Source organism: Escherichia albertii NBRC 107761 = DSM 17582 (genome assembly GCF_000759775.1).
GTDB lineage: Bacteria > Pseudomonadota > Gammaproteobacteria > Enterobacterales > Enterobacteriaceae > Escherichia > Escherichia albertii.
Map to the genome: position 1 here is coordinate 1 of NZ_BBMY01000067.1, position 25,911 is coordinate 25,911.

The following is a 25,911-nucleotide window of genomic DNA, read 5'->3' on the forward strand; positions in this document are numbered from 1 at the left end:
CCCGCAACCACTTCGCAAATAGGGCGACGCTCATCTTTCATTCCCGGACCTCGTGCACAGGTAGGACCAATTTTTCTGTTATTAAGTCGCGAAACACGGACATCACGTAAGTGATTATGCTACATCAATTTAACATTAAGTTAACCTATGTGCAGTCACAGAGAGGGAAAAAAAATGGTCTGACCGGTAGCTAAAGAGATAGACGAAAACGAAAAGCCCGTTTAATAACTGTTCACAGAAGCAGCGTACAAAAATTAGCTGCCACACACACACAACAAAGCGAACCCTACTCATGAGCATCTTGTACGAAGAGCGTCTTGACGGCGCTTTACCCGATGTCGATCGCGCATCGGTACTGATGGCACTGCGTGAGCATGTCTCTGGATTCGAGATCCTGCATACCGAAGAGGAGATCATTCCTTACGAGTGTGACGGGTTGAGCGCGTATCGCACGCGTCCATTACTGGTTGTTCTACCTAAGCAGATGGAACAGGTGACGGCGATTCTGGCTGTCTGCCATCGTTTGCGTGTGCCGGTGGTGACCCGTGGCGCAGGCACCGGGCTTTCTGGCGGCGCGCTGCCGTTGGAAAAAGGTGTGTTGTTGGTGATGGCGCGCTTTAAAGAAATCCTCGAAATCAATCCCGTCGGTCGTCGTGCGCGCGTGCAGCCGGGCGTGCGTAACCTGGCGATCTCCCAGGCCGTTGCGCCACATAATCTCTATTACGCGCCGGATCCCTCCTCACAAATCGCCTGTTCCATTGGCGGCAATGTGGCGGAAAACGCGGGGGGCGTCCACTGCCTGAAATATGGGCTTACCGTACATAACTTGCTGAAAATTGAAGTGCAAACGCTGGAGGGTGAGGTGCTGACGCTGGGATCGGATGCGCTGGACTCACCGGGTTTTGATCTGCTGGCGCTGTTTACCGGATCGGAAGGTATGCTCGGCGTGACCACTGAAGTGACGGTAAAACTGCTGCCTAAACCGCCCGTGGCGCGGGTTCTGTTAGCCAGCTTTGACTCGGTAGAAAAAGCCGGACTCGCCGTCGGTGACATCATCGCCAATGGCATTATCCCTGGTGGACTGGAGATGATGGATAACCTGTCGATTCGCGCGGCGGAAGATTTTATTCATGCTGGTTATCCCGTCGATGCCGAAGCGATTTTGTTATGCGAACTGGACGGCGTGGAGTCTGACGTACAGGAAGACTGCGAACGAGTTAACGACATCTTACGGAAAGCGGGCGCGACAGACGTCCGTCTGGCGCAGGACGAAGCGGAACGTGTGCGTTTCTGGGCTGGCCGCAAAAACGCTTTCCCGGCGGTAGGACGTATCTCCCCGGATTACTACTGCATGGACGGCACCATCCCGCGCCGTGCGCTGCCTGGCGTACTGGAAGGCATTGCCCGTTTATCGCAGCAATATGATTTACGCGTCGCCAACGTCTTTCATGCCGGAGACGGCAACATGCACCCGTTAATCCTTTTCGATGCCAACGAACCCGGTGAATTTGCCCGCGCGGAAGAGCTGGGCGGGAAGATCCTCGAACTCTGCGTCGAAGTGGGCGGCAGCATCAGTGGGGAACATGGCATCGGGCGAGAAAAAATTAATCAAATGTGTGCCCAGTTCCACAGCGATGAAATCACGACTTTTCATGCGGTCAAGGCGGCGTTTGATCCCGATGGTTTGCTGAACCCAGGAAAAAACATTCCCACGCTACACCGCTGCGCTGAATTTGGCGCCATGCATGTGCATCACGGTCATTTACCTTTCCCTGAACTGGAGCGTTTCTGATGCTACGCGAGTGTGATTACAGTCAGGTGCTGCTGGAGCAGGTGAATCAGGCGATTAGCGATAAAACGCCGCTGGTGATTCAGGGCAGCAATAGCAAAGCCTTTTTAGGACGCCCTGTCACCGGACAAACGCTGGATGTGCGTTGCCATCGCGGCATTGTTAATTACGACCCGACCGAGTTGGTGCTCACCGCTCGCGCCGGAACACTGCTGGTGGCGATTGAAGCGGCGCTGGAAAGCGCCGGGCAAATGCTGCCCTGCGAGCCGCCGCATTATGGCGAAGAAGCCACCTGGGGCGGGATGGTTGCCTGCGGGCTGGCGGGGCCGCGTCGCCCGTGGAGCGGTTCGGTCCGCGATTTTGTCCTCGGTACGCGCATTATTACCGGCACAGGAAAACATCTGCGTTTTGGTGGTGAAGTGATGAAAAACGTTGCCGGATACGATCTCTCACGGTTAATGGCCGGAAGCTACGGTTGTCTTGGCGTGCTCACTGAAATCTCAATGAAAGTGTTACCGCAACCGCGTGCCTCCCTGAGCCTGCGTCGGGAAATCAGCCTGCAAGAAGCCATGAACGAAATCGCCCAGAGGCAACTCCAGCCACTCCCCATTAGCGGTTTATGCTACTTCGACAACGCGTTGTGGATCCGCCTTGAGGGCGGCGAAGGATCGGTAAAAGCAGCGCGTGAACTGCTGGGGGGCGAAGAGGTTGCGAGTCAGTTCTGGCAGCAATTGCGTGAACAACAACTGCCGTTTTTCTCATTACCTGGCACCTTATGGCGCATTTCACTCCCTGGCGATGCGCCGATGATGGATTTACCCGGCGAGCAACTGATCGACTGGGGCGGGGCGTTACGCTGGCTGAAATCGACAGCCGATGACAATCAAATCCATCGTATCGCCCGCAACGCTGGCGGTCATGCGACCCGCTTTAGTGCCGGAGATGGCGGCTTTGCCCCGCTATCCGCCCCTTTATTCCGCTATCACCAGCGGCTTAAACAGCAGCTCGACCCTTGCGGCGTGTTTAACCCCGGTCGCATGTACGCGGAACTTTAAGGAGTAGGCTATGCAAACCCGATTAACCGAAGAGATGCGCCAGAACCCGCGGGCGCAGGAAGCCGACAGTATCCTGCGCGCCTGTGTTCACTGCGGATTTTGTACCGCAACCTGCCCAACGTATCAGCTTTTGGGAGATGAACTGGACGGGCCGCGCGGGCGCATCTATCTGATTAAGCAGGTACTGGAAGGTAACGAAGTCACGCTTAAAACGCAGGAGCATCTCGATCGCTGTCTCACTTGCCGTAATTGTGAAACCACCTGTCCTTCTGGTGTGCGCTATCACAATCTGCTGGATATCGGGCGTGATATTGTCGAGCAGAAAGTGAAACGCCCGTTACCGGAGCGAATGTTACGTGAAGGTTTGCGCCAGGTGGTGCCGCGTCCGGCAGTCTTCCGTGCGCTGACGCAGGTAGGGCTGGTGTTACGCCCGTTGTTGCCAGAACAGGCCAGAGCAAAATTACCCGCCAAAATTGTGAAAGCCAAACCGCGTCCGCCGCTGCGCCATAAGCGCCGGGTTTTAATGCTGGAAGGTTGCGCCCAGCCTGCGCTTTCGCCCAATACTAACGCGGCAACCGCGCGTGTGCTGGATCGCCTGGGGATCAGCGTCATGCCAGCTGACGAAGCAGGCTGTTGTGGCGCAGTGGACTATCATCTAAATGCGCAAGCAAAAGGGTTAGCGCGGGCGCGAAATAACATTGATGCATGGTGGCCCGCGATTGAAGCGGGCGCCGAGGCAATTTTGCAAACCGCCAGCGGCTGCGGCGCGTTCGTCAAAGAGTACGGGCAGATGCTGAAAGACGATGCATTGTATGCCGATAAAGCGCGTCAGGTCAGTGAACTGGCGGTCGATTTAGTCGAGCTTTTACGTGAGGAACCGCTGGAAAAGCTGGCGATTCGCGGCGATAAAAAACTGGCCTTTCACTGTCCGTGTACCCTACAACATGCGCAAAAGCTGAACGGCGAAGTGGAAAAAGTGTTACTCCGTCTTGGATTTACCTTAACCGATGTCCCTGATAGCCATCTGTGCTGCGGGTCGGCGGGAACGTATGCATTAACGCATCCCGAGCTGGCGCGCCAGCTACGGGATAACAAAATGAATGCACTGGAAAGCGGCAAACCGGAAATGATCGTCACCGCCAACATTGGTTGCCAGACACATCTGGCGAGCGCCGGTCGTACCTCTGTGCGTCACTGGATTGAAATTGTAGAACAAGCCCTTGAAAAGGAATAACAAAATGAAAACTAAAGTCATTCTTAGCCAGCAAATGGCGAGCGCAATTATTGCCGCAGGTCAGGAAGAAGCGCAGAAAAATAACTGGTCTGTTTCCATTGCTGTTGCCGATGACGGCGGTCATCTGCTGGCGTTAAGTCGCATGGATGATTGCGCGCCGATAGCGGCCTACATCTCCCAGGAGAAAGCGCGTACTGCCGCGCTGGGGCGTCGCGAAACTAAGGGCTATGAAGAGATGGTAAATAATGGGCGTACCGCGTTTGTGACCGCGCCGTTACTGACGTCGCTGGAAGGTGGCGTTCCGGTTATTGTTGATGGGCAAATTATTGGTGCAGTGGGCGTTTCTGGTTTAACCGGAGCACAAGATGCGCAGGTCGCGAAAGCAGCGGCAGCGGTGTTGGCGAAATAAGCGAAAACGAGGAGATAAACAATGAGTCAAACCATAACCCAGGGCCGTTTACGCATTGACGCCGACTTTAAACGTTTTGTCGATGAAGAAGTGTTACCGGGCGTGGAACTGGATGCTGCGGCATTCTGGCGCAATTTTGGTGAGATCGTTCACGATCTGGTGCCAGAGAATCGTCAGCTATTGGCAGAACGCGATCGCATTCAGGCGGCGCTGGACGAATGGCATCGCAGCAATCCGGGGCCGGTAAAAGACAAAGCGGCCTATAAATCCTTCCTGCGGGAACTGGATTACCTGGTGCCGCAACCGGATCACGTTATGGTAGAAACTACCGGTATTGACAGCGAAATCACCTGCCAGGCCGGCCCGCAACTGGTGGTTCCGGCAATGAACGCGCGCTACGCGCTGAACGCAGCGAACGCTCGCTGGGGGTCATTGTACGACGCGCTTTACGGCAGCGACATTATCCCACAGGAAGGGGCGATGGTCAGCGGCTACGATCCGCAGCGCGGCGAGCAGGTTATCGCCTGGGTCCGTCGCTTTCTTGATGAATCATTACCACTGGAAAACGGCAGTTATCAGGATGTGCTCTCGTTCAAAGTGGTCGATAAACAATTACGTATCCGGTTAAAAAATGGCACGGAAACCACGTTACGTACTCCGGCGCAGTTTGTTGGTTACCGTGGCGACGTCACTGCGCCGAGCTGCATTTTGCTGAAAAATAACGGCCTGCATATCGAGCTGCAAATTGATGCCAACGGGCGAATTGGCAAAGACGATCCGGCGCACATCAACGACGTCATCGTCGAAGCTGCTATCAGTACCATTCTCGACTGTGAAGACTCGGTCGCGGCGGTTGATGCGGAAGATAAAATCCTGCTGTACCGCAACCTGCTGGGCCTGATGCAGGGCACTCTGCAAGAGAAAATGGAGAAAAACGGTCGGCAAATCGTGCGTAAGCTGAATGCAGATCGTCAATACACCGCCGCCGATGGTTCTGAAATTTCTCTGCACGGGCGTTCGCTACTGTTTATCCGTAACGTGGGTCATTTGATGACTATTCCCGTGATTTGGGATAGCGAAGGTAATGAAATCCCTGAAGGCATTCTTGATGGCGTAATGACTGGCGCGATTGCCCTCTACGATTTAAAAGTGCAGAAAAACTCACGCACCGGCAGTGTCTACATTGTGAAACCGAAAATGCACGGTCCGCAGGAAGTGGCGTTTGCCAACAAACTGTTTACCCGCATTGAGGCAATGCTCGGCATGGCGCCGAATACCCTGAAAATGGGCATTATGGATGAAGAACGCCGAACCTCGCTGAACTTACGCAGTTGCATCGCTCAGGCGCGCCATCGCGTGGCATTTATTAACACTGGTTTCCTTGATCGTACCGGCGATGAGATGCATTCGGCAATGGAAGCGGGCCCGATGCTGCGTAAAAACCAGATGAAATCGACGCCGTGGATCAAAGCCTACGAGCGCAACAACGTACTGTCTGGTCTGTTTTGCGGACTGCGCGGCAAAGCGCAGATCGGTAAAGGAATGTGGGCAATGCCGGATCTGATGGCTGACATGTACCGCCAGAAAGGTGATCAACTTCGCGCCGGGGCGAACACTGCATGGGTTCCGTCGCCAACCGCCGCGACGCTCCATGCGCTGCATTACCACCAAACCAACGTACAGAGCGTGCAAGCTAACATTGCCCAGACCGGGTTTAATGACGAATTTGAGCCGCTGCTGGACGATCTGCTGACTATTCCGGTAGCTGAAAATGCTAACTGGTCAGCGGAAGAGATCCAACAAGAACTGGATAACAACGTGCAGGGAATTCTGGGTTACGTAGTGCGTTGGGTCGAGCAGGGGATTGGTTGTTCAAAAGTGCCGGATATTCACAACGTAGCGCTGATGGAAGACCGCGCAACACTGCGCATCTCCAGCCAGCATATCGCCAACTGGTTACGCCACGGCATTTTGACCAAAGAACAGGTGCAGGCGTCGCTGGAGAATATGGCGAAAGTGGTCGATCAGCAAAATGCTGGCGATCCGGCTTATCGTCCGATGGCGGGGAATTTCGCTCACTCGTGTGCCTTTAAGGCCGCCAGCGATTTAATCTTCCTCGGCGTGAAACAGCCAAACGGTTATACCGAACCGTTATTACATGCCTGGCGTTTACGCGAAAAAGAAAGTCATTAATAGCGTCAAAAAGCCTCGGCAAGTTTTACTGCCGGGGCTATTATAGTTACTGCGGTAGTGCATTTATCCCGGAAATAACCGGAGCGATGATCAGGGTTTAACAATATTAAATACCCGCAGCGCATCACTAGCGGGATTAAAATAATAAGATGGACATCTTAACGATACTCTGCGCCTGTGTGTGCGGAACAGAAACCCTTACCCGATATACTTGTTATGCCAGAGGTAGCAATTGCGTTAGCGGCGTGCTGTTGCTGTAAAGTATAACGCCTATATTTTACAGTTCAGTCCTCTTTTGCTTATTACAACCTTAAGTATATCAAGCATATAAAGATAATAAGAGACTGAACAATATGGTTACCTGGACTCAAATGTATATGCCGATGGGAGGACTGGGGCTATCCGCTCTGGTCGCCTTAATTCCAATAATATTTTTCTTTGTGGCACTCGCTGTATTACGTCTGAAAGGCCATGTCGCCGGAGCAATAACCCTCATATTATCTATCCTGATTGCGATATTCGCCTTTAAAATGCCGATTGATATGGCATTTGCTGCTGCGGGGTATGGTTTTATTTACGGTTTATGGCCCATCGCCTGGATTATAGTGGCGGCGGTATTCCTCTATAAATTAACCGTTGCCAGCGGTCAGTTTGATATTATCCGCAGCTCGGTTATCTCGATTACCGACGATCAGCGTTTGCAGGTGTTGCTGATTGGTTTCTCCTTTGGCGCGTTGTTAGAAGGAGCCGCGGGCTTTGGCGCGCCGGTGGCGATTACTGGCGCACTGTTGGTGGGACTGGGCTTCAAACCGTTATACGCGGCGGGGCTGTGCCTGATAGCCAACACCGCGCCGGTGGCGTTTGGTGCGTTGGGCGTGCCGATTCTGGTTGCCGGGCAGGTCACTGGTATCGATCCCTTCCACATTGGCGCAATGGCGGGACGCCAGTTGCCGTTCCTGTCGGTGCTGGTGCCGTTCTGGCTGGTGGCGATGATGGACGGCTGGAAAGGTGTGAAAGAGACATGGCCAGCCGCGCTGGTGGCGGGGGGACGTTTCGCTGTAACCCAATTCTTTACCTCTAACTACATTGGCCCGGAGCTGCCGGATATTACTTCGGCGCTGGTGAGTATCGTCTCACTCTCTTTATTCCTAAAAGTGTGGCGGCCAAAAAATACTGAAACGGCTATCAGCATGGGGCAATCTGCTGGTGCGATGGTGGTGAATAAGCCATCTTCTGGCGGCCCGGTACCTTCGGAATATCGCGTCGGACAAATCATTCGCGCATGGTCACCGTTTTTAATCTTAACGGTACTGGTCACCATCTGGACCATGAAACCGTTTAAAGCGTTATTTGCTCCGGGCGGTGCGCTTTATTCGCTGGTGATTAATTTCCAGATCCCCCATTTGCATCAACAGGTAATGAAAGCAGCGCCCATTGTCGCCCAGTCGACGCCAATGGATGCGGTATTTAAATTCGATCCACTCTCCGCTGGCGGCACTGCTATATTTATCGCGGCGATTATCTCTATCTTCATTCTCGGCGTGGGGATCAAAAAAGGCATTGCTGTCTTCGCAGAAACGCTAATTAGCCTGAAGTGGCCGATATTATCGATTGGCATGGTGCTGGCATTTGCTTTTGTGACTAACTATTCCGGTATGTCTACCACGCTGGCGCTGGTACTGGCAGGAACTGGTACGATGTTTCCGTTCTTTTCGCCATTCCTCGGCTGGCTGGGGGTATTCCTTACCGGCTCGGACACATCCTCGAACGCTCTGTTTGGTTCACTGCAATCAACCACGGCGCAGCAAATCAATGTCTCAGACACTCTGCTGGTGGTAGCAAACACCAGCGGTGGTGTGACGGGTAAGATGATCTCCCCGCAATCTATCGCCGTGGCTTGTGCTGCAACGGGGATGGTGGGCAGAGAATCTGAGCTGTTCCGCTATACCGTGAAGCACAGTCTGATCTTTGCCAGTGTTATCGGCATTATCACCCTGTTACAGGCATATGTATTTACCGGAATGTTAGTTTCGTAAGTCGATAAAGCCGGATGGTTGTCAATATCATTCGGCTTCTTTCCACTCTTACTTCGTTATTCTGTTTGAATAACTGCAAAATCATTTCGTTCTTTATTATCAATTATTGAATAATGTTTTTGTGTTCAGATAACGTGCTGAATAATTCAGGGCGTGAGAACGTATGTTATTTTTTCTAAACTTAAAAAGTGCGTATAAATAACGTTCACTTAATGAGTAAACCGCGTGCTATCTGTTGATTTTGCAGTCTTAATCGATAAAAATATCAACTAATTGGGATAATCACCTTCTGAATAATTGTTGTTTTTTCGAATATTGCATCTTTTCGTGAATAACCCGTTCTACATCGCTGCGGGGTTATCCTGATGCTTTTATTTATCTATGTCGTTATCAATAATGCAGTTTTATGAATAGAGGAGGTTCTGTTTCAAGAGAAAGTAAAAACATAAAACTATTTCCCAGGTTGCGAAATCTTTAACTCTATTTGGTCAATTGCGTTATTAATGAATAAGAAATTTAAATATAAAAAATCGCTATTAGCGGCTATTTTAAGCGCAACCCTGTTAGCCGGTTGTGATGGTGGTGGTTCGGGGTCATCCTCCGATACGCCACCTGTCGATTCTGGGACCGGTTCTCTGCCAGAGGTGAAACCCGATCCCACGCCAAACCCGGATCCGACGCCAGAACCTGAGCCTACGCCGGATCCCACTCCAGACCCAGAGCCAACACCGGAACCAGAACCTGCTCCCACGAAAACGGGTTATCTGACCCTGGGGGGAAGCCAGCGGGTAACCGGCGTTACCTGTAATGGTGAAACCAGCGACGGCTTTACCTTTACGCCTGGTGACACCGTAAGTTGCGTAGTTGGTAGCACGACAATTGCCACTTTTGATACCCAGTCAGAGGCTGCGCGTAGCCTGCGTTCGGTTGAAAAAGTGTCATTTAGTCTTGAGAATGCACAAGAACTGGCGGGTTCTGACAACAAGAAAACCAACGCCATCTCTCTGGTGACTTCCAGCGACAGTTGTCCGGCAGATGCAGAACAGCTTTGTCTGACCTTCTCGTCAGTGGTTGATCGTGCGCGCTTTGAAAAACTGTATAAGCAAATAGAGCTGACAGCAGACAATTTCAGCAAGCTGGTGAATGAAGAGATGGAAAACAATGCCGCCACTGATAAAGCGCCGTCTACCCATACGTCTCCGGTCGTGCCAGCCACGACGCCGGGCACTAAACCGGATCTGAACGCTTCTTTCGTGTCGGCGAATGCGGAACAGTTTTATCAGTATCAACCCACTGAAATCATTCTTTCCGAAGGCCGACTGGTGGATAGCCTGGGGAACGGTGTTGCTGGCGTTGACTACTACACCAATTCAGGCCGTGGCGTAACGGGCGAAAACGGTAAATTCTCCTTTAGCTGGGGCGAAACCGTCTCCTTCGGCATCGATACCTTTGAACTGGGCTCAGTACGCGGTAATAAGTCGACCATTGCCTTGACTGAGCTGGGCGACGAAGTTCGCGGGGCGAATATCGATCAGCTTATTCATCGTTATTCCCAGGCGGGGAAAAACGGCGATCGTGAACTCCCGGATGTTGTGCGCAAAGTTTTTGCCGAGTATCCCAACGTGATCAACGAGATTATCAATCTCTCGTTATCCAATGGTGAGACGTTGAACGAAGGTGATAAACCCGTTGAGCTGCCTAACGAATTCATCAAGCAGTTTGAATCTGGGCAGGCTAAGGAGATCGATACCGCGATTTGCGACAAAACCAACAACTGTAACTCTGCTCGTTGGTTCTCTCTGACGACGCGCAATGTCAATGACGGTCAGATTCAGGGCGTTATCAACAAGCTGTGGGGCGTGGATACGAACTACCAGTCTGTCAGCAAGTTCCACGTCTTCCATGACTCCACCAACTTCTATGGCAGTACGGGGAGCGCACGCGGTCAGGCGGTGGTGAATATCTCCAACGCGGCATTCCCGATTCTGATGGCGCGTAATGATAAAAACTACTGGCTGGCTTTCGGCGAAAAGCGCGCCTGGGATAAAAATGAGCTGGCGTACATTACGGAAGCGCCTTCCATTGTTGAACCTGAAAACGTTACGCGTGATACCGCGACCTTCAACCTGCCGTTTATTTCGCTGGGGCAAGTCGGCGAGGGCAAACTGATGGTTATCGGTAACCCGTACTATAACAGCATCCTGCGTTGTCCGAACGGTTACAGCTGGGAAGGCGGTGTTGATAAAAACGGTCAGTGTACGCGTAACAGTGATTCAGATGACATGAAGCACTTCATGCAGAACGTACTGCGCTACCTGTCAAACGACATCTGGCAGCCGAATACAAAGAGCACAATGGCCGTGGGTACGAACCTGGAAAACGTTTATTTCAAACGTCATGGTCAGGTCACCGGGAGCAGTGCTCCATTTGGCTTCCACCCGGATTTTGCCGGTATCTCTGTTAAGCATTTGAGCAGCTATGGCGATCTGAATCCGGAAGCGATTCCGTTGCTGATCCTTAACGGCTTTGAGTATGTGACTCAGGTGGGGAATGATCCTTATGCGATCCCACTGAGTGCAGACACCAGCAAGCCGAAGCTGACTCAGCAGGATGTGACCGATCTTATTGCCTATATGAACAAAGGTGGCTCGGTGCTGATCATGGAAAACGTGATGAGCAATCTTAAGGAAGAGAGCGCGTCTGGCTTTGTGCGTCTGTTGGATGCCGCGGGTTTGTCAATGGCACTGAACAAGTCGGTGGTGAATACCGATCCGCAGGGTTACCCGAACCGCGTTCGTCAGCAGCGTGCAACGGACATTTGGGTCTATGAACGTTATCCTGCCGTTGATGGTAAACCGCCATATACCATTGATGAAAAGACGAAAGAAGTTATCTGGAAATATCAGCAAGAAAACAAGCCTGATGACAAACCGAAGCTGGAAGTTGCCAGCTGGCTGGAGGATGTCAATGGCAAACAGGAAACGCGTTATGCCTTTATTGATGAGGCTGAGCATAAAACAAAAGAATCTCTGGAAGCTGCAAAGGCAAAAATCCTTGAGAAGTTTCCTGGATTACAGGAGTGTACCGACTCGACTTACCACTACGAGATCAACTGTCTGGAGCGCCGTCCTGGAACGAAGGTTCCGGTTACAGGTGGCATGTACGTTCCACAGTATACGCAACTGAGTCTTAACGCCGACACCGCGAAAGCGATGGTGCAGGCTGCGGATTTAGGCACCAACATTCAGCGTCTGTATCAGCATGAGCTCTATTTCCGTACCAATGGTCGTAAAGGCGAGCGTCTGAACAGCGTCGATCTGGAACGTCTGTACCAGAACATGTCGGTCTGGTTGTGGAACGAAACAGAATATCGCTATGAAAACGACAAGGATGACGAGCTGGGCTTTAAAACCTTCACTGAGTTCCTGAACTGCTACGCCAACAATGCCTATAAAGGTGGCACGCAGTGTTCGACAGAGCTGAAACAATCGCTGGTCGATAACAACATGATCTACGGCGAAAAGAGCGGTAATAAAGCAGGCATGATGAACCCGAGCTATCCGCTCAACTATATGGAAAAACCGCTAACGCGCCTGATGCTGGGCCGTTCCTGGTGGGATCTGAACATTAAGGTTGATGTTGCTAAGTATCCGGGGGATGTGTCTGCGAGTGGTGAAACCGTTACGGAAACCATCAGCCTGTACTCAAATCCGACCAAATGGTTTGCGGGTAACATGCAGTCTACTGGTCTGTGGGCTCCGGCTCAGCAGGACGTCAGCATTCAGTCCACAGCGAAAGTCCCTGTGACCGTCACCGTGGCGCTGGCCGACGACCTGACCGGACGTGAGAAGCATGAAGTTGCGCTGAACCGTCCGCCAAGAGTGACTAAAACGTATACTCTGGCGGCTAATGGTACGGTGACATTCAAAGTCCCTTACGGCGGTCTGATTTATATCAAGGGCGACAGCAAAGAGGTGCAATCAGCTGAATTCACCTTTACCGGTGTAGTAAAAGCACCGTTCTATAAAGATGGTCAGTGGAAGCATGAGTTGAGTTCCCCGGCGCCGTTGGGCGAACTGGAGTCCGAGTCGTTCGTCTACACCACGCCGAAGAACAACCTGAATGCCAGCAATTACACTGGAGGACTGGAGCAATTCGCTAAAGATCTGGATACCTTTGCCAGCTCGATGAATGACTTCTACGGTCGTAATGACGAAAGTGGCAGCCACCGGATGTTTACCTATGAAGCATTGAAGGGTCATAAACATCGTTTCACCAACGATGTGCAGATCTCCATCGGTGATGCGCACTCGGGTTATCCGGTGATGAACAGCAGCTTCTCGCCGAACAGCACCACGCTGCCGACGACGCCGCTGAACGACTGGCTGATCTGGCACGAAGTTGGTCATAACGCCGCAGAAACGCCGTTGACTGTTCCTGGTGCGACCGAAGTGGCGAACAACGTGCTGGCGCTGTACATGCAGGATCGCTATCTCGGCAAGATGAACCGTGTCGCTGACGATATTACCGTCGCGCCGGAATATCTGGAGGAGAGCAAAGGTCAGGCATGGGCGCGCGGCGGCGCGGGTGACCGTCTGCTGATGTACGCACAGTTGAAGGAATGGGCTGAGAAAAACTTTGATATCAGGAAGTGGTATCCAGAAGGTACAACTCTGCCAGCGTTCTACAGCGAGCGTGAAGGGATGAAAGGCTGGAACCTGTTCCAGTTGATGCACCGTAAAGCACGTGGCGATGAGGTTGGTAAAAACCAGTTCGGCGATAAGAATTATTGTGCCGAATCCAACGGCAATGCTGCCGACACGCTGATGCTGTGTGCCTCCTGGGTTGCCCAGGCGGACCTTTCGGAGTTCTTTAAGAAATGGAATCCGGGTGCAAGTGCTTATCAGCTGCCGGGAGCAACGGAGATGAGTTTCCAGGGCGGGGTGAGCCAGTCGGCTTATAGCACGCTTGCGGGACTTAAGCTGCCGAAACCGCAGCAAGGGCCGGAAACCATTAACAAGGTTACCGAGCACGCGATGTCAGCCGAGTAAGCCTGTATGCCGGATAAGGCGTTTACGCCGCATCCGGCATGAAATAAGGCGCACCGGGTTAACACATTTGCCCGATGCGCCAGCTTATCGGGCCTACAGACAGGGAAAGCCGCGATTATTTGCGTTGGCAGACACCCGTAGGCCGGATAAGGCGTTTCACGCCGCATCCGGCAAGCTACAACACATAACCTTTAACCATGTATTTTGATGTTTTTCAGCAATACCCCGCAGCGATGCCCATACTGGCAACTGTCGGAGGATTGATCATCGGCAGTTTTTTGAATGTGGTGATCTGGCGCTACCCCATCATGATTCGCCAACAAATGGCGGAGTTTCAGGGGGAAACGCAGAACGTACAGCCGAAAATGAGCCTGGCGCTGCCGCGCTCGCACTGCCCGCATTGTCAGCAGGCCATTCGGATACGTGACAACATTCCGCTGCTTTCCTGGCTGATGCTCAAAGGGCGCTGCCGTGACTGTCAGGCAAAAATCAGCAAGCGTTATCCGCTGGTGGAATTATTGACGGCACTCGCTTTTTTGCTGGCAAGTCTGGTCTGGCCGGAGAGTGGATGGGCGCTGGCGGTGATGATATTATCCGCCTGGCTGATTGCCGCGAGCATCATCGATCTCGACAACCAATGGTTGCCTGATGTCTTTACTCAGGGCGTATTGTGGACGGGACTGATTGCGGCATGGGCTCAGCAGAGTCCGTTAACGCTACAGGACGCGGTTACCGGCGTACTGGCGGGATTCGCAACGTTTTATTCCCTGCGCTGGTTGGCCGGAATAATTCTGCGTAAAGAAGCATTAGGCATGGGCGATGTATTACTCTTCGCTGCTTTAGGCGGTTGGGTGGGCGCGTTGTCGCTGCCCCATGTTGCGTTAATCGCTTCATGTTGCGGCCTGATATATGCCGTTATTACAAAAAAAGGATCAACCACGCTGCCTTTTGGGCCATGTTTAAGTCTGGGCGGTATAGCAACACTTTATCTACAGGCATTGCTTTAATGACAAACATGTAATTATCGAAGTGACATTTTTATTTTAATTAATAACATTAGAGATTATTTACCATGTCGATCAAACAGATGCCAGGGAGGGTATTAATATCGCTATTGTTGAGCGTTACTGGATTATTAAGTGGCTGCGCCAGCCATAATGAAAACGCCAGTTTGCTGGCGAAAAAACAGGCGCAAAATATCAGTCAAAACCTGCCCATTAAATCTGCGGGATATACCTTAGTGCTGGCGCAAAGTAGCGGCGCAACGGTAAAAATGACCATTATCAGCGAAGCGGGTGCCCAGACTACGCAAACGCCTGACGCCTTTTTAACCAGCTATCAACGACAAATGTGCGCTGACCCAACGGTGAAATTGATGATTGCCGAAGGGATTAATTACAGCATAACGATTAAAGATACACGCACAGGCAACCAGTGTCAGCGGAAGCTGGATCGCACCACCTGTGGAATAGTCAAAGCATAACGTCGGGTAGATATAAATTGGCGCGGGTTGTTTTTCGTGATACACGAATTTATCTCAATCAATGGCTGACAAAAATTCGTCACGCTCTTAGCCAGGGACAATCTCTTAATACAGATAAAGAACATCTGCGGAAAATAGCGCGCGGGATGTTCTGGCTGATGCTGCTTATTATTTCTGCGAAAATGGCGCACTCACTCTGGCGCTACATCGTCTTTTCTGCGGAATATACGACGGTTTCTTCATCCGGGAATAAAACGCCCCGTTCGGAGGCAAAACCGTTTGATAAAAACGATGCGCAATTAATCAGCCAGCAAAACTGGTTTGGCAAATATCAGCCCGTTGTCGCGCCGGTAAAACAACCTGAACCTGCGCCTGTGGCAGAAACGCGCCTTAATGTGGTGCTGCGCGGTATCGCTTTTGGCGCCAGACCTGGTGTGGTGATTGAAGAGGGCGGCAAACAACAGGTTTATTTGCAGGGCGAACGGCTTGACTCTCACAACGCGGTGATTGAGGAAATCAATCGCGACCATGTGATGCTGCGTTATCAGGGGAAAATGGAACGTTTGAGTCTGGTTGAGGAGGAGCGTTCCGCCGTAGCCGTGACCAACAAAAAAGCCGCCAGTGACGAAGTAAAGCAAGCTGTTGTTGAGCCTACTGTCAGCGCGCCAGTGGAGATCCCGGCTGCCGTGCGTCAGGCACTGGCGAAAGATCCGCAGAAAATTTTCAACTATATCCAACTTACGCCCGTGCGTAAGGAGGGGATTGTCGGTTATGCAGTGAAGCCGGGGGCAGATCGTTCTCTGTTCGATGCCAGCGGTTTCAAGGAAGGCGATATCGCCATTGCGCTAAATCAGCAGGATTTCACTGATCCACGAGCAATGATTGCTCTGATGCGGCAGTTACCTTCAATGGATTCCATTCAACTTACGGTTTTGCGAAAGGGTGCGCGCTACGACATTTCCATTGCGCTGCGCTAATTGCATTTAATCCAGGAGAATCATTCATCGTGTTTTGGCGTGATATTACGTTGTCGGTCTGGCGTAAAAAGACAACTGCCTTCAAAACAAAAAAGCGTTTACTGCCGCTGATGCTGGCTGCGGCATTATGTAGTTCACCGGCCTGGGCGGAAGAGCACACCTTTACCGCTAATTTTAAAGATACTGACCTGAAATCGTTCATTGAAACCGTCGGCGCTAACCTCAATAAAACCATCATCATGGGACCGGGCGTACAGGGGAAGGTGAGCATTCGTACCATGACGCCGCTCAATGAACGCCAGTATTACCAGCTATTCCTTAACCTGCTGGAAGCGCAGGGATATGCCGTCGTACCAATGGAGAACGACGTGCTGAAGGTAGTGAAATCCAGTGCCGCAAAGGTTGAACCGCTGCCGTTAGTGAGTGAAGGCAACGATAACTATGCAGGCGATGAAATGGTTACCAAAGTGGTGCCGGTACGTAATGTGTCGGTACGCGAACTGGCGCCGATGCTGCGCCAGATGATCGACAGCGCAGGATCCGGCAACGTCGTCAATTACGATCCCTCCAACGTGATTATGCTCACCGGACGCGCCTCTGTCGTGGAACGGCTGACGGAAGTGATCCAGCGTGTGGACCGTGCGGGAAACCGTACCGAAGAGGTGATCCCACTGGATAACGCATCGGCTTCGGAAATTGCCCGTGTGCTGGAAAGCCTGACCAAAAACAGCGGCGAGAACCAGCCAGCAACGCTGAAGTCACAAATTGTTGCTGATGAACGCACCAACAGCGTGATTGTCAGCGGCGATCCCGCCACGCGAGACAAAATGCGCCGTTTGATCCGTCGCCTGGACTCAGAAATGGAGCGTAGCGGCAACAGCCAGGTGTTCTATCTCAAATACAGCAAAGCGGAAGATCTGGTTGATGTTCTCAAACAGGTCAGCGGCACGCTCACCGCTGCCAAAGAAGAAGCGGAAGGCACGGTGGGTAGCGGGCGTGAGGTTGTCTCCATCGCTGCCAGCAAACACAGTAATGCCCTGATTGTTACCGCGCCGCAGGACATCATGCAGTCGCTGCAAAGCGTGATTGAACAACTGGATATTCGCCGTGCTCAGGTGCATGTCGAGGCGTTGATCGTGGAAGTTGCCGAAGGCAGCAATATCAACTTTGGCGTGCAGTGGGCATCGAAAGATGCCGGATTAATGCAGTTTGCCAACGGCACGCAGATTCCTATCGGTACGCTGGGAGCAGCCATTTCTCAGGCGAAGCCGCAGAAAGGTTCCACGGTGATCAGCGAAAATGGCGCCACCACTATTAACCCGGAGACCAACGGCGACCTCTCCACGCTCGCCCAGCTTCTTTCTGGCTTTAGCGGTACGGCGGTTGGCGTGGTGAAAGGCGACTGGATGGCGCTGGTGCAGGCGGTCAAAAATGACTCCAGCTCTAACGTCCTCTCCACACCGAGCATCACCACACTGGACAACCAGGAAGCCTTCTTCATGGTGGGCCAGGACGTTCCTGTATTAACTGGATCTACCGTTGGCTCCAATAACAGCAATCCTTTCAATACAGTAGAGAGGAAAAAAGTCGGCATCATGCTGAAAGTCACGCCGCAGATTAACGAAGGTAATGCGGTACAGATGGTGATTGAACAGGAAGTCTCGAAGGTGGAAGGACAGACCAGCCTCGACGTGGTATTTGGCGAGCGCAAACTGAAAACCACCGTACTGGCTAACGACGGCGAACTGATCGTGCTTGGCGGTCTGATGGACGACCAGGCGGGAGAAAGTGTGGCGAAAGTACCGTTGCTGGGCGATATCCCGTTGATTGGCAACCTGTTTAAATCGACGGCGGATAAAAAAGAAAAACGTAACCTGATGGTGTTTATCCGCCCGACCATTCTGCGTGACGGTATGGCGGCAGACGGTGTATCGCAGCGCAAATATAACTATATGCGTGCCGAGCAGATCTATCGCGACGAGCAAGGGTTAAGCCTGATGCCGCATACTTCACAGCCGGTATTGCCTGCGCAAAACCAGGCTTTACCGCCGGAAGTTCGCGCGTTCCTTAATGCCGGGAGAACGCGTTAATGGCGCCTGTAGCACAGGAAACCACGGCTAACGCCGTGCGCCTGCCCTACAGTTTCAGCCGTCGGTTTAGCCTGGTGGCATGGTGCGAAGCGTCGCTGGAGATCCTCCACGTTCATCCGCTGTCGCTCTCTGTTTTGCAGGAGCTGCAGCGGGGGCTGAGCGCACCCTTTACGCTACGGCAAATCGACGAGGCTGAATTTGAACAGCGACTGAATGCGGTCTGGCAGCGGGACTCTTCCGAGGCGCGTCAGTTGATGGAAGATATCGGCTCCGCCGAGGACTTTTTTACCCTCGCGGAGGAGCTGCCGGAAACCGAGGATCTGCTGGAAAGCGACGACGATGCACCGATCATCAAACTGATCAACGCCATGCTGGCAGAGGCGATTAAAGAAGGCGCTTCGGATATCCACATCGAGACGTTTGAAAAGAGTCTGGTGATCCGTTTTCGCGTTGACGGCACGTTGCATGAAATGTTGCGTCCAGGGCGCAAACTGGCCTCGCTACTGGTATCGCGTATCAAAGTGATGGCGCGGCTGGATATCGCCGAAAAGCGCGTGCCGCAGGATGGTCGTATTGCGCTGCTGCTGGGTGGTCGGGCGATTGACGTGCGTGTCTCCACCATGCCTTCCGCCTGGGGCGAGCGCGTGGTACTGCGACTGCTGGACAAAAACCAGGCCCGCCTGACGCTGGAACGTCTGGGTTTGAGTCACGAACTGACCGCGCAGTTGCGTCAGCTACTGCACAAACCGCACGGCATCTTTCTGGTGACAGGGCCGACAGGTTCCGGCAAAAGCACCACGCTGTACGCCGGATTGCAGGAGCTGAACAACCACTCGCGCAACATTCTTACGGTTGAAGACCCTATCGAATACATGATTGAAGGGATCGGCCAGACGCAGGTCAACACCCGTGTCGGCATGACCTTCGCCCGTGGCCTGCGCGCGATTTTGCGTCAGGACCCGGATGTGGTGATGGTCGGTGAGATCCGCGATACCGAAACCGCAGAAATCGCCGTGCAGGCTTCACTTACCGGACACCTGGTGCTTTCCACACTGCATACCAACACGGCGGTGGGGGCGATCACGCGTTTGCAGGATATGGGCGTGGAGCCTTTCCTGCTCTCTTCCAGCCTGACGGGCGTGATGGCGCAGCGACTGGTTCGAACGCTGTGCCACGACTGCCGCCAGGCCCGGCCTGCCACTGACGAAGAAAAACGTCTGATGGGAATTAGCAACGTGCATACCGTCACCCTGTACCATCCGCAGGGCTGCCCCGCCTGTAATCACAAAGGTTTTCGCGGGCGTACCGCCATCCATGAACTGATTGTGGTGGACGCCACATTGCGTGATTTGATCCACCGTCAGGCCGGGGAACTGGAGCTGGAACGTTATGTCCGGCAACACTCCGCAGGTATCCGCAGTAACGGCATTGAGAAAGTACTCGCTGGAGAGACCTCTCTTGATGAAGTTCTGCGGGTAACCATGGAGGCGTAATGGCACTGTTTTACTATCAGGCGCTACAGCGTAATGGTCGCAAAACCAAAGGTATGATTGAGGCGGATTCCGCGCGTCACGCCCGTCAGTTGTTACGTGGAAAAGAACTCATTCCCGTGCACATTGAAGCCCGAATGAATGCTTCGACAGGGGGATTGTTGCAGCGTCGGCGACACGCACATCGTCGCGTGGCGGCGGCCGATCTGGCGCTGTTCACTCGCCAACTGGCAACGCTGGTACAGGCAGCAATGCCGCTGGAAACCTGCTTACAGGCGGTCAGTGAGCAAAGTGAAAAACTGCATGTAAAAAGCCTCGGAATGGCGCTGCGCAGCCGGATTCAGGAAGGTTACACTCTGTCGGACAGCCTGCGCGAACATCCCCGCGTCTTTGACTCGCTGTTTTGTTCGATGGTCGCCGCCGGAGAAAAATCCGGGCATCTCGACGTGGTGCTTAATCGCCTGGCGGATTACACCGAACAGCGGCAGCGTCTGAAATCACGCCTGCTGCAGGCGATGCTCTACCCGCTGGTACTGCTGGTGGTGGCAACGGGCGTGGTCACTATTTTGCTGACGGCAGTGGTGCCGAAAATCATCGAACAGTTTGATCACCTCGGACATGCGCTGCCTGCCTCCACCCGAATGCTCATCGCCATGAGCGACGCTTTACAGACCAGCGGCGTTTACTGGCTGGCGGGATTGCTGGGGCTTCTGGTACTGGGGCAACGGCTACTCAAAAATCCCGCTATGCGCCTGCGCTGGGATAAAACCCTGCTGCGCCTGCCTGTTATCGGGCGGGTCGCTCGCGGGCTAAATACGGCGCGCTTTTCCCGCACCTTAAGCATCCTCACCGCCAGTAGCGTTCCGTTGCTGGAAGGTATTCAGACCGCCGCTGCCGTGTCGGCAAATCGTTATGTCGAGCAGCAACTGCTGCTGGCGGCAGATCGCGTCCGCGAAGGAAGCAGCCTGCGTGCAGCACTGACGGAGTTGCGCCTGTTCCCGCCGATGATGCTGTACATGATCGCCTCCGGCGAGCAGAGCGGCGAACTGGAAACCATGCTTGAGCAGGCCGCAGTCAACCAGGAACGGGAGTTTGATACCCAGGTAGGGCTGGCGTTAGGACTGTTTGAACCGGCGCTGGTGGTGATGATGGCGGGCGTGGTGCTGTTTATCGTCATTGCTATTCTCGAGCCGATGCTGCAACTGAACAATATGGTTGGAATGTAATTTACGGAGTTATCACATGAATTCGTTATCCCGCACGCAAAAACCACGGGCAGGTTTTACCCTGCTGGAAGTGATGGTGGTGATTGTTATTCTTGGCGTTCTGGCAAGTCTGGTGGTGCCTAACCTGTTAGGTAACAAAGAGAAAGCAGATCGGCAAAAAGCCATTAGCGATATTGTGGCGCTGGAAAACGCGCTGGATATGTACCGACTGGATAACGGGCGTTATCCGACCACCGAACAGGGGCTGGAAGCGCTGATCCAGCAACCGGGCAATATGGCGGATTCCCGCAATTACCGTACTGGTGGGTACATCAAGCGATTGCCAAAAGATCCGTGGGGCAACGATTATCAGTATCTCAGTCCGGGTGAAAAAGGGCTGTTTGATGTTTACACCTTAGGGGCGGATGGCCAGGAAAATGGGGAAGGCGCTGGTGCAGATATCGGTAACTGGAATTTGCAGGAGTTTCAGTAATCAGTGCCCAGACGCGGATTCACTCTTCTGGAAATCATGCTGGTGATTTTCCTTATCGGCCTTGCCAGTGCGGGCGTGGTGCAAACTTTTGCGACCCGTTCTGAACCACCTGCGAAAAAAGCGGCGCAGGATTTTCTGGCCCGTTTTGCGCAGTTTAAGGATAAGGCGGTGATCGAAGGGCAAACACTCGGTGTGCTAATCGACCCGCCCGGCTACCAGTTTATGCAGCGTCGTCAGGGGCGCTGGCTGCCTGTTTCCACGGCCCGGTTACCGACGCAGGTCACAGTGCCGAAACAGGTGCAGATGCTGCTACAACCCGGGAGTGATATCTGGCAGAAGGAATACGCGCTGGAGCTGCAACGTCGCCGCCTGACGCTGCATGATATTGAGCTGGAGCTGCAAAAAGAGGCGAAAAAGAAAACGCCGCAGATCCGTTTCTCGCCTTTTGAGCCCGCCACGCCGTTTACGTTGCGCTTTTACTCTGCGGAGCAAAGTGAATGCTGGGCGGTGAAACTGGCGCACGATGGCGCGTTATCTCTCAATCAATGTGATGAGAGGACGCTATGAAACGTGGTTTTACCTTGCTGGAAGTGATGCTCGCACTGGCGATTTTTGCACTGGCCGCCATGGCGGTGTTACAGATAGCCAGCGGCGCGCTGAGTAATCAGCAAGTCCTTGAGGAAAAAACGGTGGCTGGCTGGGTAGCTGAAAACCAGACCGCACTGCTCTACCTGATGACTCGCGAGCAGCGGGCGGTCAGGCATCAGGGCGAGAGCGAAATGGCGGGTAGCCGCTGGTACTGGCGAACCATTCCTCTGAATACAGGCAATGCGTTGCTTCAGGCGGTGGATATTGAAGTCAGCCGTCGCGAAGATTTTTCGTCGGTGATTCAGTCACGACGCGCGTGGTTCAGCGCCACAGGAGGTCAGCAGTGAGAAAGATTCGCTCTGGCTTCACATTACTGGAAATGCTGATTGCGATTGCGATTTTTGCCTCGTTGGCATTAATGGCACAGCAGGTGACAAACGGTGTCACACGCGTGAACAGTGCTGTCTCGGAACACGATCAAAAACTAAATCTCATGCAGCAAACGATGAGTTTTCTGAGCCACGATTTGACACAAATGATGCCGCGTCCGGTAAGAGGCGAGCAGGGCCAGCGGGAACCGACGTTGCTGGCGGGCGCTGGCGTGCTGGCGTCTGAGAGTGAAGGAATGCGTTTTGTGCGCGGTGGCGTGGTCAATCCGTTGATGCGCCTGCCGCGCAGTAATCTGATCTCCGTCGGTTACCGCATTCATGACGGCTACCTGGAGCGGTTAGCCTGGCCGCTGACCGATGCCGCAGGCAGCGTGAAGCCAACAATGCAAAAATTGATTCCGGCAGATTCACTCCGTTTGCAGTTCTACGATGGCACGCGCTGGCAGGAGAGCTGGTCGTCGCTGCAGGCGATCCCTGTGGCGGTGCGCATGACCCTGCATTCGCCGCAATGGGGCGAGATTGAACGCATCTGGTTGTTACGTGGGCCGCAGTTATCATGATTATCTCACCCCCCAAACGCGGAATGGCACTGGTCGTGGTGCTGGTATTGCTGGCGGTTATGATGCTGGTGACTATCACGCTTTCCGGGCGGATGCAGCAGCAACTGGGGAGAACGCGCAGTCAGCAGGAATACCAACAAGCATTGTGGTACAGCGCCAGTGCGGAAAGCCTGGCGCTGAGCGCGCTCAGTCTGAGCCTGAAAAATGAAAAGCGTGTGCACCTGGCGCAGCCGTGGGCTGCCGGACCTCGTTTTTTCCCACTGCCGCAGGGGCAAATTGCCGTCACTCTGCGCGACGCCCAGGCCTGTTTTAACCTGAATGCTCTCGCCCGCTCAACAACGGCTTCACGTCCGCTCGCGGTGCAACAGTTGATTGCCCTGATCACGCGCCTCGATGTTCCTGCTTATCGGGCCGAGCTGATAGCAGAAAGTCTGTGGGAGTTTATTGATGAGGACCGCAGCGTACAGACACGTCTGGGCCGGGAAGACAGTGAATATCTCGCCCGCTCGGTGCCTTTCTACGCCGCCAATCAACCGCTGGCCGATATCAGCGAAATGCGCGTAGTGCAGGGAATGGACGCCGGACTCTATAAAAAACTGAAACCGTTGGTCTGTGCGCTGCCGATGGACAGCCAGCAAATCAACATCAACACCTTAGACGTCACGCAAAGCGCCATTATTGAGGCACTGTTCGACCCGTGGTTAAGCCCCACTCAGGCGCGGACGTTATTGCAACAACGTCCGGCGAAGGGCTGGGAGGATGTCGATCAGTTTCTTGCGCAGCCGCTCCTTGCTGATGTCGATGAGCGTACAAAAAAACAACTAAAAACCGTCCTGAGCGTGGACAGCAATTACTTCTGGTTGCGTTCAGACATCACCGTGAATGAGATTGAACTGACGATGAATTCGTTAATTGTCCGCATGGGCCCACAACACTTTTCTGTTCTCTGGCATCAGACAGGAGAAAGTGAGTGAGTTCTGTACTTGAGATTTTTTTTCCGCTTTGTGCCTCCGATCCTGTTCGCTGGCAACGCCGTACCGCCGACACGGAGCACGGCATCTGGCCTGACGTCGCCGACGAATATCTCCAGCAATGGCTGCAAACAGACACGATTCGACTCTATATTCCCGGCGAATGGATAAGCGTCTGGCAGGTTGAACTGCCTGATGTTCCCCGCAAGCAGGTACAGACGATTCTGCCTGCTTTACTGGAAGAAGAGCTGAATCAGGATATCGACGAGCTGCATTTTGCACCGCTGAAAATTGACCAACAGCAGGCTACCGTGGCAGTGATACACCAGCAACATATGCGCAATATTGCAGATTGGTTGCAGGCTAATGGCATCACCCGCGTTACCGTTGCACCGGACTGGATGTCCATTCCCTGTGGCTATATGGCTGGCGATGCGCAACGGGTTATCTGCCGAATCGATGAATGCCGGGGATGGAGCGCCGGACGGGCGCTGGCCCCGGCCATGTTTCGCGCACAGCTCAATGAGCAGGATTTACCGCTTTCGCTGACGGTGGTCGGCATTGCACCGGAAGAGCTATCTGCATGGGCTGGCGCAGACGCTGAACGCCTGACCGTTACGACTCTACCTGCTATAACCCCCTGTGGCGAACCTGAAGGGAACCTGCTGACAGGGCCGTGGCAGCCCCGCGTCAGCTACCGAAAACAGTGGGCGCGCTGGCGGGTGATGGTTCTGCCAATATTGCTGATTCTGGTTGCGTTAGCCGTGGAGCGGGGTGTGACGTTATGGAGCGTCAGCGAACAAGTGGCGCAAAGCCGCACTCAGGCAGAGAAGCAGTTCTTAAAACTGTTCCCTGAACAGAAGCGAATTGTGAATTTACGCTCGCAGATCACGATGGCGCTGAAAAAATATCGTCCGCAGACCGACGATGCTGATCTACTCGGTCAACTGTCTGCGATCGCCAGCACTCTGAAATCAGCGTCACTTACTGATATTGAGATGCGCGGTTTCACCTTTGATCAAAAACGCCAGACGCTTCACCTCCAGTTACGGGCGGCGAATTTTGCCAGCTTCGACAAACTGCGTACCGCACTGGCGGCAGATTTTGTGGTGCAACAGGACGCGTTACAAAAAGAGGGTGATGCAGTTTCAGGCGGCGTAACGCTGCGGAGGAAATAATATGTTACGCGATAAATACATTCGCTATTTTCAGCAATGGCGTGAGCGGCAGTTAAGTCGGGGCGAACACTGGCTGTCACAGCATCTGGCGGGGCGTTCACCGCGCGAAAAGGGGATGTTGCTGGCAGCAATGGTGTTCCTGTTTAGCGTCGGATATTACGTCCTCATTTGGCAACCGCTGAGTGAACGGATTGAGCAACAGGAGACAACGTTGCAACAACTGGCGGCGATGAATACCCGGCTGCAGAGCGCCGCGCCGAATATTATTGCGGCACGAAAATCCGGCACGACAACGCCGGCACAGATATCGCGAGTCATCAGCGACAGCGCTTTTGCACATTTTGTGGTTATCAAGCGGATAGCCGAACGCGGGGAGAATATTCAGGTCTGGATAGACCCTGTGGTATTTAATGATCTCCTGGACTGGCTTAATACGTTGAATGAAAAATATGCGTTGCGGGTGACACAAATTGATGTCAGTGCCGGAGAAAAACCAGGGATGGTGAATGTGCAGCGGCTGGAGTTTGGGCGCGGGTAGGATATTCAATCGACAGCATTATTCTCCTGAAAGAAACGCCAGCCGGATAAGGGCTGGCGTCGGGGCTGATCTTTTTCAGCACGCCATCAATAACGGCGCGCTGGTTTTTCCATTGATATCTGCTGAATTAAATCGCCCGGCATATGTTCCTGCAAAATACGCCAGAGATTTTCGGCGGTTCT

20 protein-coding genes are annotated in these 25,911 nt (G+C 53.2%); all 20 read left to right on the top strand.

The features are described from left to right. Positions 1-292: 292 nt before the first annotated feature. The 20 genes from glcD to yghD all read left to right on the top strand — a co-directional run bounded on the left by glcD (position 293) and on the right by yghD (position 25,729). The gene (glcD, locus tag EA14781_RS12765) at positions 293-1,792 is read left to right on the top strand and encodes a glycolate oxidase subunit GlcD (protein ID WP_000026089.1); all 1,500 of its coding nucleotides are present in this window, start codon (positions 293-295) and stop codon (positions 1,790-1,792) included. Next, complete coding sequence (glcE, locus tag EA14781_RS12770) at positions 1,792-2,844, top strand: glycolate oxidase subunit GlcE (protein ID WP_000943113.1); 1,053 nt, start codon at positions 1,792-1,794, stop codon at positions 2,842-2,844. The genes glcD and glcE overlap by 1 nt, the downstream gene beginning before the upstream one ends. Positions 2,845-2,854: 10 nt before the next feature. Next, positions 2,855-4,078, top strand: coding sequence for a glycolate oxidase subunit GlcF (gene glcF / locus EA14781_RS12775; RefSeq protein WP_001194833.1), 1,224 nt, complete (start codon positions 2,855-2,857; stop codon positions 4,076-4,078). Between the two features lie 4 nt (positions 4,079-4,082). Next, positions 4,083-4,487, top strand: coding sequence for a GlcG family protein (locus EA14781_RS12780; RefSeq protein ID WP_001352944.1), 405 nt, complete (start codon positions 4,083-4,085; stop codon positions 4,485-4,487). Positions 4,488-4,508: 21 nt separating this feature from the next. Then, positions 4,509-6,680 (top strand): malate synthase G, encoded by a 2,172-nt coding sequence (gene glcB, locus EA14781_RS12785; RefSeq protein WP_000084046.1) that lies wholly within the window; start codon positions 4,509-4,511, stop codon positions 6,678-6,680. 353 nt (positions 6,681-7,033) lie between these two features. Continuing rightward, a complete protein-coding gene (glcA, locus tag EA14781_RS12790) occupies positions 7,034-8,716 on the top strand; it encodes a glycolate permease GlcA (RefSeq protein ID WP_000259284.1) in 1,683 nt (560 codons plus the stop codon). Positions 8,717-9,219: 503 nt separating this feature from the next. Continuing rightward, a complete protein-coding gene (gene sslE / locus EA14781_RS12800) occupies positions 9,220-13,767 on the top strand; it encodes a lipoprotein metalloprotease SslE (protein ID WP_001034453.1) in 4,548 nt (1,515 codons plus the stop codon). A 197-nt stretch (positions 13,768-13,964) separates the two neighbouring features. After that, a complete protein-coding gene (locus tag EA14781_RS12805) occupies positions 13,965-14,774 on the top strand; it encodes a prepilin peptidase (protein WP_002461249.1) in 810 nt (269 codons plus the stop codon). A gap of 65 nt (positions 14,775-14,839) precedes the next feature. Continuing rightward, complete coding sequence (gspS2, locus tag EA14781_RS12810; RefSeq protein ID WP_002461251.1) at positions 14,840-15,250, top strand: type II secretion system pilot lipoprotein GspS-beta; 411 nt, start codon at positions 14,840-14,842, stop codon at positions 15,248-15,250. 17 nt (positions 15,251-15,267) lie between these two features. After that, positions 15,268-16,227: a type II secretion system protein GspC gene (gene gspC, locus EA14781_RS12815; protein WP_000135107.1), complete on the top strand. Its 960-nt coding sequence runs from the start codon at positions 15,268-15,270 to the stop codon at positions 16,225-16,227. A 29-nt stretch (positions 16,228-16,256) separates the two neighbouring features. Then, a complete protein-coding gene (gspD, locus tag EA14781_RS12820; RefSeq protein WP_000498812.1) occupies positions 16,257-18,317 on the top strand; it encodes a type II secretion system secretin GspD in 2,061 nt (686 codons plus the stop codon). Beyond that, entirely contained in the window at positions 18,317-19,810 is a 1,494-nt protein-coding gene (gene gspE, locus EA14781_RS12825; RefSeq protein WP_000035513.1) for a type II secretion system ATPase GspE, read from the top strand. The genes gspD and gspE overlap by 1 nt, the downstream gene beginning before the upstream one ends. After that, positions 19,810-21,033 (top strand): type II secretion system inner membrane protein GspF, encoded by a 1,224-nt coding sequence (gene gspF / locus EA14781_RS12830; RefSeq protein ID WP_001173480.1) that lies wholly within the window; start codon positions 19,810-19,812, stop codon positions 21,031-21,033. The genes gspE and gspF overlap by 1 nt, the downstream gene beginning before the upstream one ends. Before the next feature lie 16 nt (positions 21,034-21,049). Continuing rightward, entirely contained in the window at positions 21,050-21,505 is a 456-nt protein-coding gene (gene gspG, locus EA14781_RS12835) for a type II secretion system major pseudopilin GspG (protein ID WP_001087299.1), read from the top strand. 3 nt (positions 21,506-21,508) lie between these two features. Continuing rightward, the gene (gene gspH / locus EA14781_RS12840) at positions 21,509-22,072 is read left to right on the top strand and encodes a type II secretion system minor pseudopilin GspH (RefSeq protein ID WP_001138004.1); all 564 of its coding nucleotides are present in this window, start codon (positions 21,509-21,511) and stop codon (positions 22,070-22,072) included. Then, the gene (gene gspI / locus EA14781_RS12845; protein WP_000820094.1) at positions 22,069-22,440 is read left to right on the top strand and encodes a type II secretion system minor pseudopilin GspI; all 372 of its coding nucleotides are present in this window, start codon (positions 22,069-22,071) and stop codon (positions 22,438-22,440) included. Before gspH ends, gspI begins: the two co-directional genes overlap by 4 nt. Continuing rightward, a complete protein-coding gene (gene gspJ / locus EA14781_RS12850) occupies positions 22,437-23,042 on the top strand; it encodes a type II secretion system minor pseudopilin GspJ (protein ID WP_001226864.1) in 606 nt (201 codons plus the stop codon). Before gspI ends, gspJ begins: the two co-directional genes overlap by 4 nt. Continuing rightward, positions 23,039-24,016, top strand: coding sequence for a type II secretion system minor pseudopilin GspK (gene gspK / locus EA14781_RS12855; RefSeq protein ID WP_000587245.1), 978 nt, complete (start codon positions 23,039-23,041; stop codon positions 24,014-24,016). Before gspJ ends, gspK begins: the two co-directional genes overlap by 4 nt. Next, positions 24,013-25,191 carry a type II secretion system protein GspL gene (gspL, locus tag EA14781_RS12860; protein WP_000100022.1) on the top strand — a complete coding sequence of 393 codons (1,179 nt, stop codon included), beginning with the start codon at positions 24,013-24,015 and terminating at the stop codon, positions 25,189-25,191. Before gspK ends, gspL begins: the two co-directional genes overlap by 4 nt. A gap of 1 nt (position 25,192) precedes the next feature. Continuing rightward, complete coding sequence (gene yghD / locus EA14781_RS12865; RefSeq protein ID WP_000942851.1) at positions 25,193-25,729, top strand: GspM family type II secretion system protein YghD; 537 nt, start codon at positions 25,193-25,195, stop codon at positions 25,727-25,729. Positions 25,730-25,911: the final 182 nt, after the last annotated feature.

Coding starts and splice junctions, on each gene's coding strand:
- glcD (WP_000026089.1), top strand. CDS start 293: ATGAGCATCTTGTACGAAGAGCGTCTTGACGGCGCTTTACCCGATGTC.
- glcE (WP_000943113.1), top strand. CDS start 1,792: ATGCTACGCGAGTGTGATTACAGTCAGGTGCTGCTGGAGCAGGTGAAT.
- glcF (WP_001194833.1), top strand. CDS start 2,855: ATGCAAACCCGATTAACCGAAGAGATGCGCCAGAACCCGCGGGCGCAG.
- EA14781_RS12780 (WP_001352944.1), top strand. CDS start 4,083: ATGAAAACTAAAGTCATTCTTAGCCAGCAAATGGCGAGCGCAATTATT.
- glcB (WP_000084046.1), top strand. CDS start 4,509: ATGAGTCAAACCATAACCCAGGGCCGTTTACGCATTGACGCCGACTTT.
- glcA (WP_000259284.1), top strand. CDS start 7,034: ATGGTTACCTGGACTCAAATGTATATGCCGATGGGAGGACTGGGGCTA.
- sslE (WP_001034453.1), top strand. CDS start 9,220: ATGAATAAGAAATTTAAATATAAAAAATCGCTATTAGCGGCTATTTTA.
- EA14781_RS12805 (WP_002461249.1), top strand. CDS start 13,965: ATGTATTTTGATGTTTTTCAGCAATACCCCGCAGCGATGCCCATACTG.
- gspS2 (WP_002461251.1), top strand. CDS start 14,840: ATGTCGATCAAACAGATGCCAGGGAGGGTATTAATATCGCTATTGTTG.
- gspE (WP_000035513.1), top strand. CDS start 18,317: ATGGCGCCTGTAGCACAGGAAACCACGGCTAACGCCGTGCGCCTGCCC.
- gspF (WP_001173480.1), top strand. CDS start 19,810: ATGGCACTGTTTTACTATCAGGCGCTACAGCGTAATGGTCGCAAAACC.
- gspG (WP_001087299.1), top strand. CDS start 21,050: ATGAATTCGTTATCCCGCACGCAAAAACCACGGGCAGGTTTTACCCTG.
- gspI (WP_000820094.1), top strand. CDS start 22,069: ATGAAACGTGGTTTTACCTTGCTGGAAGTGATGCTCGCACTGGCGATT.
- gspK (WP_000587245.1), top strand. CDS start 23,039: ATGATTATCTCACCCCCCAAACGCGGAATGGCACTGGTCGTGGTGCTG.
- yghD (WP_000942851.1), top strand. CDS start 25,193: ATGTTACGCGATAAATACATTCGCTATTTTCAGCAATGGCGTGAGCGG.